The organism is Aeromonas sp. 5HA1, from assembly GCF_029237245.1.
Lineage (GTDB): Bacteria > Pseudomonadota > Gammaproteobacteria > Enterobacterales > Aeromonadaceae > Aeromonas > Aeromonas salmonicida.
Genome location: NZ_JAACFW010000033.1, coordinates 25,532 through 40,770, shown reverse-complemented (window position 1 = coordinate 40,770; position 15,239 = coordinate 25,532). Strand labels below are relative to the sequence as shown.

Below are 15,239 nucleotides of genomic sequence, written 5' to 3'. Positions count from 1 at the left end.
TGGTCGCTGGTTCGAATCCAGCACGACCCACCATCATTTCCAGAATCCCAGGTCGTTTAGCTCAGCTGGGAGAGCACCTCCCTTACAAGGAGGGGGTCACTGGTTCGATCCCAGTAACGACCACCAGATCAAAAAGCCCGCAACGATGCGGGCTTTTTTTATGGTCGTTTGTCATCAGGTTCTCAAGCGGTCCAGCTGGGTTGCCAGTGCAGTTGAGGCCTGCTCCAGCTCTTCGCTCAGGCGATGACTGGCACTGGCCTCTTGGCCAATGGTGGTGGCGGCATCACCAATGCGCATCAGGTTCTGGTTGATGTCGTCGCTGACCGCACTCTGCTGCTCGGCGGCGGTGGCCACCTGGCTGATGTGATCGTGGATCTGCTGGATCTGGGCGACCACCCGGTTGAGGGCCTCGAACGCCTGTTCCGTGCCCTCGATCGTGCTGGCCGAGCGGGTGATACCTGTGCTCATCAGTTGCTGGCTGCTGCTCACCTCGGTTTGCAGGCTGCCGATGAGCTGGCCTATCTCGTCGGTGGACTCCCGGGTCTTGTTGGCAAGGGCCCGTACTTCGTCTGCCACCACAGCAAAACCTCGTCCCATGTCTCCCGCCCGCGCTGCCTCTATGGCGGCGTTCAGTGCCAGCAGGTTGGTCTGCTCGGCAATGGCCCGGATCACATCCAGAATGCGGCTGATATTGGTGCTGCGCTGGGCCACCAGCGCCACCGCCTTGTCAGCCTGATGCATGTCTTCAACCAGGGTATGGATCTCGTTGCGGGCATTGCTCAGGGTCTGCTGGGCGGTATTGATGTGATGGGTGGCTGCTTCTGACTCCTGGGCGGCCTGTTCCGCGTAACCCGCCACGCTGACCGCAGTGGTGCTCATCTGGTGCATGGCGCTGACCACGCTCTCAAGCTCTATGCTCTGCTCATCCAGACTGGTGCGCATGGTATCGGCCGTCTGCTTCATGCCCTGTGCCTGCTGGTGTACCTGCTGGCCTATCAGTTTGCTGCCCTGCACCATGCCGCGCAGCTTGCCGAGAAAGGCGTTAAGGTGTCCTGCCAGCTCGATCAGCTCCTGGTGGGTGTCTATCTGCATCTGCTGGGTCAAGTCTCCCTCGTTGCTGGAGAGGTGGGAGACATGGCGGCTGATGAGCGACAAGGGGGCCGTGATGGTCTGGATGAACCAGATGAGCAGGCCCAGTGCCAGCAGGGTGATGAGGGTCACTGTGATCAGCTGTTGGCGCTGGGCCGCCTGCATCAGATCCCCCAGCTGAGTGCTGATAGTGTTGGCCTGACTCAGTGCCAGCGCCTTGGGTACCTTGATCAGCAGCCACCACTGGGTATCGGCCGCCTCGATCCGCACAGGTTGTTGCAGGATGAAGTCGGTATCGGTATCCAGGGTTTGTCCTGTGGGGGCGCTCAGCCCGACCTCCGTCAGCGGACGGCCCAGCTTGTCGGCATGGCGGTTGCTGCCGACGATGAGCCCCATCTTGCTGACCAGGGTCACGTCGGCCTGATTGTCATACAGACTTTTACCCAGGCTTTCTGCCAATTGCTGGAAAATGGGCAAGTTCATGTCGACACCGGTTATGCCAACGAACTTGCCCTCCTTGAGGATGGGCACCGTCAGGCTGGTCATCAGCATCTGGTTGCCCGGGCTTATCTCGTAGAGGTAGGGTTCCATCAGGCAGGGGCGACGAGTATCCCGGCCGCACAGGTACCATTCGCTGTTGCGAATACCGAATTCGTTGACCGAGGTGTCGTACTTGGCCTCGCTGGAGGCAGCGTCCACTTGCTGTTGCGAGACCTGGCCACCCTGGTCCCGGACGAAGTAGATCTCCAGACTGCCCTTGTCGGGCACTGAGTGGGATGCGCCGGACTGCCAGCTGGCATCCTGGCCATCATAGCCATCGGTTTCAAACTGGACATAAATGGAGCTGATCCCGCTCGCCTGCTGCAAGCGGCTGCCCAGCAGGGTTTCGACCTGGGGACGGGAGAGGGCGCGATCAGGCTGAGCCATGCTGCCCTCGAGCTGGGCGGCGATCCCCAGCGGTACCTGATAGGACTGTTGCAACAGGGCCCCTATTTGTACTGCGTAACGCTCGGCCTGGAACTGCAGGGTGCGAGAGACCTCCTGCTCCAGCGCACTGCGGGTCTGGGCCATGATGTCGCTGCGAAGGGATTGCAAGGAGGAGGATTGCATCAGTGTCATGGCCAGTCCACTGGACAGAAAAAGGCCCATGGTGAGCAACAGCAGCTTGGTTTTGAGAGAGCGTTGTTTCATTCGACAACTCCTTTTGGCAAGAATGACAACGAATTACTTGAGTATATTCGGACACTTGCGTATCACCGGATTTGTTGATGGGTTTGTGGCCGGCTTCTGGTTATAATTTTTGCCTTTCCGAGCCTTGATGGAACAGTCGCAATGAGCAATGCACTGAGCAATATCCCTCCGGTGGTCGAGATGGACTACCCGTTCCCGGTCAAACCGGCCCCGCTGACCGCCGAGCAGAAAACGACCCTGATCGCAGACATCAAGGCACTGCTGAAAGAGCGTCAGGCCGTGCTGGTTGCCCACTACTACACGGATCCCGAGATCCAGGCGCTGGCCGAGGCCAGTGGCGGTTTCGTCGGTGACTCTCTCGAGATGGCCCGCTTTGGTCGGGATCATGCCGCGCAGACCCTGATCGTCGCCGGGGTTCGCTTCATGGGGGAGACCTCCAAGATCCTGAGCCCTCACAAGCGGGTACTGATGCCGACCCTGGAGGCCGAGTGTTCCCTCGATCTGGGTTGTCCCATCGATAAATTCTCGGCCTTTTGCGATGCCCACCCCGACCACATAGTGGTGGTCTATGCCAATACCTCGGCGGCGGTGAAGGCACGGGCGGACTGGGTGGTGACGTCCAGCATTGCGCTTGAGATAGTCGAACACCTCGACAGCCAGGGCCACAAGATCATCTGGGGCCCGGACAGACACCTCGGTGCCTATATCGAGAAGAAGACGGGGGCCCAGATGCTGCGCTGGCAGGGCCACTGCATCGTCCATGACGAATTCAAGGCCAAGGCCCTGCGCGAGCTCAAGGAGCAGAACCCGGATGCGGCCGTGCTGGTGCACCCGGAATCTCCGGCTTCCGTCATCGAGCTGGCCGATGCGGTGGGCTCCACCAGTCAGCTGATCAAGGCGGCCAAAGAGCTGCCCCAGCAGAAGCTGATAGTGGCGACCGATCGCGGCATCTTCTACAAGATGCAGCAGGCTTGTCCGGACAAGGAGATGGTCGAGGCGCCGACCGGTGGCGATGGTGCCACCTGCCGTAGCTGCGCCCACTGTCCCTGGATGGCGATGAATGGCCTGGTGGCGATCAAGGAGGCGTTGACCGATGGCGCCGAGCGTCACGAGATCCTGGTGGATGAAGCCCTGCGGGTGAAGGCGCTGATCCCGCTGGATCGCATGCTGGACTTCGCTGCGGAACTCAAGCTAAAGACTCGGGGTAACGCCTGAGTGCGCGAAGAGTTGAATAGAAAGGCTGAATAGAAGAGGGCACCCGTTGGGTGCCCTCTTTCGTTATGGGGTTCGCGAAGACGAAGATCAGATGATCACGGTTGAGAGGCTGTGCTCCTCATCCGGTGCGATAACGATGCCAGCCTCGGCCGTGATGGCCGCTTCGACACAGAGCATGGTGCGGTAGCCGTCGTTGCTCATGTCCGCCATGGCGGTGGCCCCTTCCAGCCAGGGGGTCCAGACCACGACGCTGTCGTTGTTACCGCTCACTACTTTAGTGGTGCGATCGCCGTCCTTGACCATCACCATGGCCTCGGCTTGGTGGTAGACCCGATCAATGGCAGCTGTGAGCGTCAGAGCGCCCTGCTGCTGCCCATCCTGACCGGTCAGCTTGTCGGCATAAGGCTCACCCAGCCCGGTCACGCTGACAGCCTCTGGGGCGCTTATCTGCAGATAGGTGTGCAAGGCGGCATTATAGGCGACGGGGGCTTTACCCGTATTGCGGGTAGTCAGCACCAGTGAGAGTTCCTTGCCTATCAGCACGTCCAGTTCCAGCTCGAAAGGGTGCGGCCAGAGGGCACGGGTTGACTCATTGTCACGCAGAGAGAGATGTACCAGGGTGCCATCGCCGTGATCGGAGACGCCGTCCAGGGTCCAGAGAGTGGTGCGGGCAAAGCCATGGGAAGGCTTGCCACTGCCAACGCGGGCTGGCGCCGGGCCAAACCAGGGCCAGCAGACGGGGATACCGCCGCGGATGGGCTTGCTGCCATCCAGCACTGCCTTGTCGCTGAGCCAGATCGAGGCGGGTTCGCCGTGACGCTGGTAGCGCAACACATGGGCGCCAAACAGGCTGATCTCGGCCTTGGCATCGCCATTGTCGATGGTGAGCAGAGGTTGGCCAGCTGCGTTGTGGCTGAGGGTACAGTGGGCAGTCAGAGAGCGTATCGGTTGCATGAGGACTCCTGTGCTCGCGCACATTCAGAAGAGAGGGTCGGAAAATCCAGGGGCCGAAATACAAAAAGGCGGCCAATGGCCGCCTTTTTCAAGCTACTTGATTGCGCATCCCAAATTACTTGGAGATGTGAGCGATCAGGTCCAGAACTTTGCTGGAGTAGCCCATTTCGTTGTCGTACCAGGATACAACTTTAACGAATTTGTCGTTCAGTGCGATACCGGCTTTGGCATCGAACACGGAAGTCTGACGCTCACCCAGGAAGTCAGTGGAGACCACTTGATCTTCGGTGTAGCCCAGCACACCCTTCATGGAGCCTTCGGAGGCTGCTTTCATGGCTGCACAGATTTCGGCGTAGGTAGCGGCTTTCTTCAGGTTGACGGTCAGGTCAACAACGGACACGTCCGGAGTCGGTACGCGGAAGGCCATACCGGTCAGCTTGCCGTTCAGTTCCGGGATAACAACGCCAACAGCTTTGGCAGCACCGGTAGAGGACGGGATGATGTTCTGAGCCGCACCGCGGCCACCGCGCCAGTCTTTGGCAGACGGACCATCAACGGTCTTCTGGGTAGCAGTGGTAGCGTGGACAGTGGTCATCAGGCCGGATTCGATACCGAAGGTATCGTTCAGAACCTTGGCGATCGGAGCCAGGCAGTTGGTGGTGCAGGAAGCGTTGGAAACGATGTCCTGGCCAGCGTAGGTAGCGTCGTTGACACCCATGACGAACATAGGAGTGGCGTCTTTGGACGGGCCAGTCAGAACGACTTTCTTGGCGCCGGCAGCGATGTGCTTGCGAGCAGTTGCGTCGTCCAGGAACAGACCGGTGGCTTCGGCAACAACGTCAACACCGATGGCATCCCATTTCAGGTTGGCCGGGTCACGCTCAGCGGTAACACGTACGGTTTTGCCGTTAACAACCAGGTTGCCGTCTTTAACTTCAACGGTACCGTTGAAACGACCGTGAGTTGAATCGTACTTCAGCATGTAAGCCATGTAGTCAACGTCGATCAGGTCGTTGATGCCAACCACTTCGATGTCAGCACGCTCAGCGGCCAGACGGAACACGAAACGACCGATGCGGCCAAAACCGTTAATACCTACTTTGATAGTCATATTTGGTTACCTAACTGTTCAGTAGTCAAAGAAAATTCCGTTTGTAAATTTACTAGAACTCCCCTGTGAGTCAACCAACAATCTGTCTGAAATTGCGCTATATCATGAAAAACTGTGAAATTTATTTTCTGTTTATGTAACTGACTACCAGTTTTTGTCGAAATAACTATCTATTGGTCAGCGTCACAGAGATCAACAATAGTGCCTGCTCTGTCACACAACCAGCCCGGCAGATGTGTAAAAATGTGCGCGGTTTAGCATGGCCACAGAGCCACTGTTCAAGTACCACCCATAAAAATTAATCAAAATAGTATAGATAGAATCCACAGCGGGAATTCTCAAACTATGACCACCCTGATTGAACAGCTGGCTGCCGCCAAAGGTATCGCCAGCGAGTATGTTGATGCCTGGGGCCACCCGGCCCAGGTATCCGAAGAGAGCAAGTCTGCCATGCTGGGCGCCATGGGCTACCGCGTCGATGACGAGGCCGCCCTGACCGAGCAGCTGGAAGAGGAGCACCGTCAGCACTGGCTGCGCGCGCTGGATCCCGTCATGGTGGTCCGCAGCGGTGAGCCCATCACCCTTGAAGTCCGTCTGCCCATCGATTTCGTCAATGACGCCCTTACCTGGCAGCTTGCGCTGGAGCAGGGGACAGTGTTGTCCGGCCAAATCACCCCCATTGAGGGTGAGCTGGTTGGCGTGGCTGAATTCGAAGAGATGGAGTGCCAGGCCTACCAGGTCGCGCTGGATGTACAGCCAGCGCTTGGCTATCACCAGCTGACCTTGCTGGAAGAGGGCAATGATGAGCCGCTCGCCAGCATGCGTCTTATCGTCGCGCCCAAAGCTTGCTACAAGCAGGCTCCCATTGCCGATGGCCGCAAGGTGTGGGGGCCGAGCGTGCAGCTCTACTGTCTGCGCAGCCGCCACAACTGGGGCATAGGCGATTTCAGCGATCTCGGCCAGTTGGTCGAGAAAGCGGCCGCCTGGGGGGCCCACTTCGTCGGCCTGAACCCCATTCATGCCCTCTATCCGGCCAACCCCGAGAGTGCCAGCCCTTACAGCCCCTCTTCCCGTCGCTGGCTCAATGTGGCCTATATCAACGTGGAAGCCGTGCCCGAGTTTCTGGCCAACGATCGCCTCAAGGCCGAAGTGGCCAATCAGGCCTTCCAGCAGCACCTCAATGAACTGCGTGCCAAGAGCAATGTGGATTACACCGGCGTCATCCAGACCAAGATCGGCATGCTGCGTCAGGTGTTCGATGAAGCCAGCTTCAGTGCCGAGCGTCAGGCTGATTTCGATGCCTTCGTGTCGGCCGGTGGTGACAGCCTGCAACAGCAGGCGGCGTTTGATGCCCTGCAGGCCCACTTCTATGCCAAGGGCGAAAATGCCTGGGGCTGGCCGGTATGGCCGCAAGAGTTGCGGGATTACCACAACCCCGAGGTGGCTGCCTGGATGGCCGCGCACAGCCAGGATGTGAATTTCTATCTCTACTTGCAGTTCCTGGCCGACGAGCAGCTGGCGCAAGCCGATGCTCACGCCAAGGCCGCTGGCATGGTGATGGGGATCTATCGGGATCTGGCGGTCGGCGTCTCCGAAGGCTCCACCGAGATCTGGGCCAACCGGGATCTCTACTGCCCGAAAGCCTCGGTCGGTGCACCGCCTGACATTTTGGGCCCGCTTGGTCAGAACTGGGGCCTGCCCCCCATGAACCCGAACCAGCTGTTTGAAGCGGCCTATCAGCCCATGGTGGATCTGTTCCGCGCCAACATGCGCTCCTGCGGCGCGCTGCGCATCGACCATGTGATGGCCTTGCTGCGCCTGTGGTGGGTGCCGCCCGGAGAGTCTGCCGCCAAGGGGGCCTACATTTATTATCCGGTCAACGACCTGCTGGGGATCCTGGCGCTCGAATCCCACCGCAATCAGTGCCTGCTGATCGGTGAAGACCTGGGAACTGTGCCGGAAGGCATAGACGTCACGCTCAAAGAGAACGGGGTTCACTCCTACAAGGTGTTCTTCTTCGAGCGATCCAAGGCCGATGGCGGTTTCATCTCTCCTGCGCACTACACCGAGCAGGCGATGTCTGCCCTGACCACCCACGACATGCCGACCTTGAAGGGCTTCTGGCATTGCGATGATTTGGCGCTGGGTCGCGAGTTGGGATTGTATCCGGATGAAGACGTTCTCAAGACACTGTATGCTGATCGCCACCAGGCCAAGCAGCGGATCCTCGACAGCCTGCATGCCCATGGGGTCATCTCTGACGACATCAGTCATGACGTGAACTGGGTCGGCATGAATACCGAGCTCAACCATGGTCTGCAACTGCATATGTCCCGCGGCAGCTGTGCCCTGTTCAGCACCCAGCTGGAAGACTGGCTGGAGATGGACAAGCCGGTCAACGTGCCGGGCACCAGTTACGAATACCCCAACTGGCGTCGCAAGCTGTCCACCGATCTGGAGGATATTTTTGCCAATGAAGCGCTCAAGGCGCTGGCAGGCAAGATGAGCCAGGCCCGTGATGAGGCCAGTCGTTGAGCCACTGCCGACAAAACGTGACTCACTTACATCCGCTTCGGCCCTGGCCGGAGCGGATGCTCAGCTATGAAAGGAAATCTCGATGCTCGTTGAACGTTTGGTTGCTGCCCGCTGTGCCGATCCCTTCTCTCATTTAGGCCTGCAGGCCAATCCGGATGGGCCTGGCCTCAAACTGACCGCCTGGTTGCCGGATGCCCTTGAGGTGCGCGTCAAGGATCTCAAGTCGGGCAAAGTCGTTGCCACCCTGGCACCCACCGATGAATCGGGCCTTTTTGAAACTGTTTTCACCCGCCGTAAAAATCCCTTTCCCTATCAGCTGCTCGCCAGCTACCCCGATGCCAGTACCGAATTTGTCGACCCCTATCAGTTTCAGGATGCGGGTTGGGCCGGTCTGGCAGAACTGACCTCACAGCCGGAAAACATCTACCACACCCTGGGTGCGCAACTGCGCAGCGTGGAGCATCTTGGCGTGCAGGTGGAAGGGGTGCGTTTTGCCGTCTATGCGCCGAGCGCCACCGCCGTGAGCCTGATCGGTGATTTCAACTTCTGGGACGGCCGTCGTCACCCCATGCAGCGCAGCCAGTGCGGTCACTGGGTGTTGTTCGTGCCGGGCCTCAAGGCCGGGGATCGCTACAAGTTTGAACTCAAGGATCCTGCCGGTCATCGTCTGCCTCACAAGAGCGACCCTGTCGGTTTCTACTGCGAACAGTATCCGTCGTTCGCCTCAGTGGTGTATGACCACGATCAATACCAGTGGCAAGATGCAGCCTGGATTGCCAGCCAGCACAATGACAAGCGGGATCAGCCCCTCTCCATCTATGAACTGCATGTCGGCTCCTGGAAGCGTCATCCCAACGGCGACAGCCTGAGCTGGCGCGAGCTGGCGGTGGATCTGGTGGCCTACATCAAGGAGATGGAGTACACCCATATCGAGTTGCTGCCGGTCTCCGAGCATCCGTTCAGCGGATCCTGGGGCTATCAGCCGGTGGGCATGTTCTCCCCCACCAGCCGTTACGGCAGCGCCGACGACTTCAAATATTTCGTGGATCAGTGCCACCAGGCCGGCATAGGCGTCATCCTGGACTGGGTGCCGGCTCACTTCCCGTCCGATGCCCACGGTCTGGCCCGTTTCGACGGCACGCCGCTCTATGAGTACGAAGATCCGCGCCGTGGCTGGCACCCGGACTGGAACTCCTACATCTACGACTTTGGCCGTAATACGGTGCGCCAGTTCCTGGTGGCGAGCGCCCTGTTCTGGCTCGATAAGTTCCACATCGACGGCCTGCGGGTGGATGCGGTCGCCTCCATGCTCTATCTGGATTACTCGCGCAATGCCGGCGAGTGGGTGCCGAACGTCGACGGTGGCAACCACAACTACGAGGCGATCAGCCTGCTGAAGTGGACCAACGAAGAGGTGTACGGCAAATATCCCCACGCCATGACCATAGCCGAAGAGTCCACCGCCTTTGCCGGCGTGTCTCGTCCCACTTTCCTCGGTGGCCTCGGTTTTGGCTTCAAGTGGAATATGGGCTGGATGCACGACACCCTCACTTACATGCAGAAAGAGCCGATTCACCGCCGCTATCACCACAACGACATGACCTTCTCCATGGTTTACCACTATGACGAGAACTTCATCTTGTCGCTCTCCCACGATGAGGTGGTGCACGGCAAGCACTCCATGCTCTACAAGATGCCCGGCGACGAGTGGCAGCAGTCGGCCAACTTGCGCGCCTACATGGGCTTCATGTATGCCCACCCGGGCAAGAAGCTCAACTTCATGGGCACCGAAATCGCCCAGAGCAACGAGTGGAACCACGATGCCCAGCTGCCCTGGCACCTGCTGCAGTATCCCAAGCACGGCGGTCAGCAGCGCCTGATCCGTGATCTCAACCACCTCTACCGTCATGAAGCTGCCTTGTATCAGGCCGATTATGATCAGACCGGTTTCCGCTGGCTGGATCACAACGACGCCGACAACAGTGTCTTTGCCTGGCTGCGGGCCGACAAGCAGGGGGCCCACCCGATCATGGTGGCCTGCAACTTCACGCCGGTACCGCGCATCGCCTATCGACTCGGGGTGCCTGCCGCCGGCAATTACCGCGTGGTGCTCAATACGGATAGCGAGCATTACTGGGGCAGCAACTATGATGTGGGTCTGGTCTTCGTCGCCGAGCCGACCCCCTGGCAGGGATTGGGGCACAGCATAGTGCTGGATCTGCCGCCGCTCGCGACCTTGTTCATCAAACAGGAGTCTTGATGTTTGCAATGGAAAAGGGGCAGGACCACCCGCTGGGTGTCCTGCTCGATGAGACGGGTTGTCACTTCTGCGTCTGGGCCCCCCAATCGGACATGGTAGAGCTCTGCCTGTTCGACGAGCAGGAGCAAGAGCTGGTCCGGCTGGCATTGCCCGGCCGGCGCGGCCAATATCGCTTCGGCTATGTGCGCGGTGTCAAGGCCGGTCAGCGTTACGGTTATCGGGTACATGGTGCACCCCAGGAGGGGATGCTGTTCGATCCGCAAAAGCTGCTGATCGACCCCTATGCCAGGGCGCTCAGCCGGGCGACCCATTGGGATGACACACTGTATGAGGGCGACAGCGCCGCCATGGTGGCCAAGTCAGTGGTGGTGGATGACACCTTCGACTGGCAGGGGGTCGGCAAGCCGGGCATAGAGCCTGCGCGTACCGTCATCTACGAAACCCACGTCAAGGGGTTCACCCGCCAGCATCAGGGGGTGCCGAGCGAACTGCGGGGCACCTACCTTGGCATCTGCCATCCGGTGATCATCGAGCACTTGAAGTCCCTCGGCATAACCTCTGTCCAGCTGATGCCGGTGGCGGCCTTCATGTCCGAGCCCAGGCTCGAGCAGCTGGGGCTCACCAACTACTGGGGCTACAACCCCATCGCTTTCTTTGCCCCCGAGCCGCGCTACAGCGCGGGGGAGGCGGTGACCGAGTTCAAGACCATGGTGCGCGAGCTGCACAGGGCTGGGCTCGAAGTCATACTCGACGTTGTCTACAACCACACTGCCGAATCCGGTTTCGATGGCCCCATCTTGTCATTCAAGGGCTTTGACAATGCGGGCTACTATGCCTTCGAGGCGGGGGCTCACGGCCCCGACTACAGTCGTCACGCCAACGTCACCGGCTGCGGCAACAGCGTCAATCTGGATCACCCCAACAGCCTGCGGCTGGTGCTGGACGCCCTGCGTTACTGGGTCACGGAGATGCAGGTGGATGGTTTTCGTTTCGACCTTGCGGTCACCCTGGCGCGGGAGGCGGGGGAGTTCGATCCCATGGGGGCCTTCTTCAAGGCCATGATGGCGGATCCCGTGCTGGCGCGGGTCAAGCTCATCGCAGAGCCCTGGGACATAGGGCCGTTCGGCTATCGCCTCGGCCAGTTCCCGAGCCAGTGGCTGGAGATCAACGACCGTTACCGCGACACGGTGCGCGCCTTCTGGCGCGGCGATGCCGGCAAGATGGGGGATTTTGCCACCCGGCTGGTGGGCTCGCGGGATCTCTTCCCGAAGAACTGGCGCGCTCCCCATACCAGCGTCAACTACCTCTGCTATCACGACGGTTTCACCCTGGAGGATCTGGTCTCCTACAACCAGCGCCACAACCAGGCCAATGGCGAGGACAACCGGGATGGCCACGGCAACAACCTCTCCAGCAACCACGGGGTAGAGGGGCCGACCCTGGATCCCTGTGTCAACAACCTGCGTCAGCAGCAGAAGCGCAACCTGATTGCCACCCTGCTGCTCTCCCAGGGCACACCGCACTTCCTGGCCGGGGACGAGATGGGCCGCAGCCAGCTGGGCAACAACAACGCCTATTGCCAGGACAACCAGATCAGCTGGGTCAACTGGCAGTGGCGGCCGGAGGATGAGCGGCTGCTCGCCTTCACCCAGCAGATGATGGCCCTGCGGGCGGAGTCCTCCGTCTTCGCCAATCTGCAACTGAGCGATGACAGCTGGAACGGGGCACCCACCAGCTGCCATCAGGTCAACTGGTATCATCCGGACGGCCATCAGCTGACGGATCAGGATTGGCACGCCCCCATGGGACAGGCGTTTGCCATGGACATCGGCATGCAGCAGTGCGAAGGGGAGCGCTGGTATGTGCTGTTCAACGCCAGCGATTACGATATCCAGTTCCGTCTGCCGCCACCGGGGGAGGGGCTGGAGTGGATCCAGACCATAGACACGGCCACCAATGACGGCCTGCCCTTCCTGCCCGATGACATCAAGCGTCAGGTGGCGGTTGGCCGCGCCCACTCCCTCAAGTTGCTGGAGCGGGTTTCGTTGCCAGCGGTTGCCTTGGCCAAAGAGGAGGTCGCCGTTACACCGGATGTTGCCACCGTGTTGCCAACGGGATCACAGTTCCCGCTGGCGGGGTAGAGCAAAGCGGCCTGACTGGGTATGCTGGGCGCCGTGATTAATGGCAAGGAGTCGGTATGAGCAACAACAATCCCGAGCAGTGGCGCAACAAGCTGAGTGCGGAACAGTTTCGTGTCTGCTGGGAGAAAGGCACCGAGCAGCCCTACAGCGGTGCCTTGCTCCACAACCGCAAGAGTGGTGACTATCTCTGCGTTTGCTGCAAGAGCGTGCTGTTTCACTCGGATGCCAAGTTTGACTCCGGCTGCGGCTGGCCCTCGTTCGATCGAGCCATCGAAGGCACAGTGACCTACACAGAAGACAGCAGCCACGGCATGAAGCGGGTGGAGATCACCTGCAGCCAGTGCGGCTCCCATCTGGGTCACGTCTTCCCCGACGGACCGACCGAGACAGGCCAGCGTTACTGCGTCAACAGCCTGAGTCTGGATTTCGACCCGGACGCCTGACGGGCTCACCCACTGATGGGAAAAACGGCGCCTCTGTTAACAGAGGCGCCGTTTTTTTGTGTGTCCCTACCGCTGCAGCATTGCCGGAGGCCTGTCTGGGCCAGACTAGGGGTTATCCGGTATTCGGTAGCGGGCACCACGAGCCCACAGGTTGGCTCACGTTATGCCATCAGGCCAGTTTGAAGGCCTGAATATGGGTATCCAGCGTCTGGCTGTGATGTTCCACCAGCTCGGAGGCTTCCTGCAACTCCCGCAGTACCACCACTGAACCTTCCACGACTTGTTTTACCTGCTCCAGATTGCCGCTCATCTCCTCGGCCACCGAGCTCTGTTGCTCGGAGGCGGCCGCGATCTGGCGATTCATGTCCGCCACACCCTGTACCCGCTGCACTATGGTGGCGAGCTGATCGCCGGCCTGGGTCACCTGCTCCACCCCCTTGTCGGCCTGTTGCACGCTCTGGGCCATCAACTCGGCAGCCTGGTGGGCATTGCCCTGCAACTGCTCGATCATCTTCTGGATCTCGACGGTGGCGGCCTGGGCCCGGTTGGCCAGCTCGCGCACCTCGGAGGCGACCACGGCAAAGCCGCGACCCGCCTCACCGGCACGGGCGGCCTCGATGGCTGCGTTGAGGGCCAACAGGTTGGTCTGCTCCGAAATGCTGCGAATGGTATCCACCACTGAGCCTATCTGCTCGACCCCCTGTTCCACCTGATTGACCACGTTGGAGGAGCGCTGGATGTTGCCGGAGAGGGTATCTATGGTGTTGACGGTCGCCGCCACGCAGCGGCTGCCCTCTTCGGCCAGCAGGCTGGTTTCGGCGGTGGCATGGGAAGCTTGTTCCGCATGGGCGGCCACCTCGCGGATGGCACCCACCATCTGGCTCATGGCGCTGGCCAGTTGTTCTATCTGGGTGAACTCTTCGTTGATTGCCTCGTTGGCCTCTTCCATGCAAAGGGTGACCTGGGAGGCGATGTCATTGAGCTCCTTGCAGGCGACGCGCTGGGTGCCGAACACCTCCTTGAGATTCTCCTGTGAGTGGGCCACGGCCTTGGCGATGTCGCCGAACTCATCACGAGACTTGAGCAGCACCTTGTGGCTCAGATCCTTGCGGGCGAAACGCTCAAGCAGGCCTACCAGATAGTGCACCTGCTTGACCATGAGGCGGGAGCCGGTCAGCAACAACACGACGAAGAAGATTCCCATCACGGCGGTTTCCATCACGCCGCTCCAGAGCAGGCGATCGGCAATGGCGTTGGCCTTGTCCGCGTCTATGCCCTCACTAAGCAGTGTGGTTTCCAGATTGCTGGCATCGAACCAGAGCTTGGCCAGCAGCAGCACAGTACTGAACACCATGAGCAGTACCACTTTGGGTACCAGCCGGATATTGCTCATTCGCCTCTCCAGCGGGTTTAACTGCATAATTTTTCTCCTTTTAATGACCGGTTTTCCTTTGTCCTCAGGACTATCGGCATTATCTTCCTTTTTATTAATTCGCACCGTGCCTAAAGTAGGAAAATGTATGCGACATCACTCTTCTGGCCTGAGATCCATGGATCTGCTCATGGCCCTGCTCTCCATCGTCTCAGTGGTACTGGTGGGATTCCGCTGGCTGGGGACTCGCCACTTCACTCCCGAGACGCTCTCCCTCTTTTATGATCTGGACAGTTTGATCTGCTACGTCTTCCTCGCCCATTTCACCTATGGCTGGTTCCGTGCCAGTGACAAGCGAGCCTTCTTCAAGGCGAACTGGTTCTATCTGCCGGGCAGTCTGCCCATGGTGGAGCAGTTGCGCTGGGCCAGGCTGATCCAGCTCTACCGGGTGATCCAGCTGCTGCGCAGCAACCCGGACCTGCTCGCCATAGTGCGCAGGGGGCGAAACGAGAGCCGTCTGGCCGGGATACTGCTGATCTTTTTCCTGCAAATCGGGGTGGGCACGGCACTCATCTACTGGGTCGAGGGAGACAGACCCGGCAGCCAGATCCACAACGCCTATGACGCCTTTTGGTGGACCCTGGTGACGCTCTCTACTATTGGTTACGGCGACATAGTGCCGCAAACCGAGGAGGGGCGTTTCGTCGCCAGCCTGATGATCATCTTCGGGGTCGGTCTGTTCAGCGCCCTGAGCGGCTTCATGGCCAGCCTGTTCCTGCAACACGGGCGGGGTGACAACGAACTGGAAAAGTGGCGCCATCAACAGAGTGTGCAGCAGGATCTGCTGCTTCAGGAGCTGCGTGCCCTGCGCGAAGAGGTGAAGGCACTGAAACAGAAATAGCCTGCGACGTCCGGAATGGTCGCGTGA

The 15,239-nt window shown here is 59.7% G+C and carries 10 protein-coding genes and 1 tRNA gene; 7 read left to right on the top strand and 4 right to left on the bottom strand.

Annotation, left to right across the window (positions count from 1 at the left end; genetic code table 11):
• The first annotated feature begins 50 nt into the window (after positions 1-50).
• Positions 51-126 (top strand) — tRNA-Val (locus GWQ27_RS20950).
• 48 nt (positions 127-174) lie between these two features.
• Here the strand turns inward: GWQ27_RS20950 and GWQ27_RS20945 are convergent.
• Positions 175-2,280, bottom strand: coding sequence for a methyl-accepting chemotaxis protein (locus tag GWQ27_RS20945; protein ID WP_275908235.1), 2,106 nt, complete (start codon positions 2,278-2,280; stop codon positions 175-177).
• Positions 2,281-2,421: 141 nt separating this feature from the next.
• On the opposite strand from GWQ27_RS20945, the gene nadA reads away from it, so the two are divergent.
• Positions 2,422-3,495: a quinolinate synthase NadA gene (nadA, locus tag GWQ27_RS20940; RefSeq protein ID WP_005313257.1), complete on the top strand. Its 1,074-nt coding sequence runs from the start codon at positions 2,422-2,424 to the stop codon at positions 3,493-3,495.
• Positions 3,496-3,582: 87 nt separating this feature from the next.
• On the opposite strand, the gene GWQ27_RS20935 is transcribed toward nadA, so the two are convergent.
• Together GWQ27_RS20935 and gap are read right to left on the bottom strand one after the other, a co-directional pair.
• Positions 3,583-4,449, bottom strand: coding sequence for a D-hexose-6-phosphate mutarotase (locus GWQ27_RS20935; protein ID WP_275908234.1), 867 nt, complete (start codon positions 4,447-4,449; stop codon positions 3,583-3,585).
• A gap of 115 nt (positions 4,450-4,564) precedes the next feature.
• Positions 4,565-5,560 (bottom strand): type I glyceraldehyde-3-phosphate dehydrogenase, encoded by a 996-nt coding sequence (gene gap / locus GWQ27_RS20930; protein ID WP_005313250.1) that lies wholly within the window; start codon positions 5,558-5,560, stop codon positions 4,565-4,567.
• Positions 5,561-5,905: 345 nt separating this feature from the next.
• On the opposite strand from gap, the gene malQ reads away from it, so the two are divergent.
• The 4 genes from malQ (at position 5,906) to msrB (ending at position 12,939) form a co-directional block, all read left to right on the top strand.
• Complete coding sequence (gene malQ, locus GWQ27_RS20925; RefSeq protein ID WP_275908233.1) at positions 5,906-8,095, top strand: 4-alpha-glucanotransferase; 2,190 nt, start codon at positions 5,906-5,908, stop codon at positions 8,093-8,095.
• Between the two features lie 82 nt (positions 8,096-8,177).
• Positions 8,178-10,355 (top strand): 1,4-alpha-glucan branching protein GlgB, encoded by a 2,178-nt coding sequence (gene glgB, locus GWQ27_RS20920; RefSeq protein ID WP_099991638.1) that lies wholly within the window; start codon positions 8,178-8,180, stop codon positions 10,353-10,355.
• Positions 10,355-12,496 (top strand): glycogen debranching protein GlgX, encoded by a 2,142-nt coding sequence (gene glgX, locus GWQ27_RS20915; RefSeq protein ID WP_275908232.1) that lies wholly within the window; start codon positions 10,355-10,357, stop codon positions 12,494-12,496. Before glgB ends, glgX begins: the two co-directional genes overlap by 1 nt.
• 56 nt (positions 12,497-12,552) lie before the next feature.
• Positions 12,553-12,939 (top strand): peptide-methionine (R)-S-oxide reductase MsrB, encoded by a 387-nt coding sequence (msrB, locus tag GWQ27_RS20910; protein ID WP_058395907.1) that lies wholly within the window; start codon positions 12,553-12,555, stop codon positions 12,937-12,939.
• A 169-nt stretch (positions 12,940-13,108) separates the two neighbouring features.
• On the opposite strand, the gene GWQ27_RS20905 is transcribed toward msrB, so the two are convergent.
• Positions 13,109-14,359, bottom strand: a complete 1,251-nt coding sequence (locus GWQ27_RS20905; protein ID WP_275908231.1) for a methyl-accepting chemotaxis protein — start codon at positions 14,357-14,359, stop codon at positions 13,109-13,111.
• A gap of 100 nt (positions 14,360-14,459) precedes the next feature.
• Here GWQ27_RS20905 and GWQ27_RS20900 point away from each other — a divergent pair, with 100 nt between their 5' ends.
• Entirely contained in the window at positions 14,460-15,212 is a 753-nt protein-coding gene (locus tag GWQ27_RS20900) for a potassium channel family protein (RefSeq protein ID WP_275908230.1), read from the top strand.
• Positions 15,213-15,239: the final 27 nt, after the last annotated feature.

Coding starts and splice junctions, on each gene's coding strand:
- glgX (WP_275908232.1), top strand. CDS start 10,355: ATGTTTGCAATGGAAAAGGGGCAGGACCACCCGCTGGGTGTCCTGCTC.
- GWQ27_RS20935 (WP_275908234.1), bottom strand. CDS start 4,449: ATGCAACCGATACGCTCTCTGACTGCCCACTGTACCCTCAGCCACAAC.
- GWQ27_RS20900 (WP_275908230.1), top strand. CDS start 14,460: ATGCGACATCACTCTTCTGGCCTGAGATCCATGGATCTGCTCATGGCC.
- glgB (WP_099991638.1), top strand. CDS start 8,178: ATGCTCGTTGAACGTTTGGTTGCTGCCCGCTGTGCCGATCCCTTCTCT.
- nadA (WP_005313257.1), top strand. CDS start 2,422: ATGAGCAATGCACTGAGCAATATCCCTCCGGTGGTCGAGATGGACTAC.
- gap (WP_005313250.1), bottom strand. CDS start 5,560: ATGACTATCAAAGTAGGTATTAACGGTTTTGGCCGCATCGGTCGTTTC.
- malQ (WP_275908233.1), top strand. CDS start 5,906: ATGACCACCCTGATTGAACAGCTGGCTGCCGCCAAAGGTATCGCCAGC.
- GWQ27_RS20945 (WP_275908235.1), bottom strand. CDS start 2,280: ATGAAACAACGCTCTCTCAAAACCAAGCTGCTGTTGCTCACCATGGGC.
- GWQ27_RS20905 (WP_275908231.1), bottom strand. CDS start 14,359: ATGCAGTTAAACCCGCTGGAGAGGCGAATGAGCAATATCCGGCTGGTA.
- msrB (WP_058395907.1), top strand. CDS start 12,553: ATGAGCAACAACAATCCCGAGCAGTGGCGCAACAAGCTGAGTGCGGAA.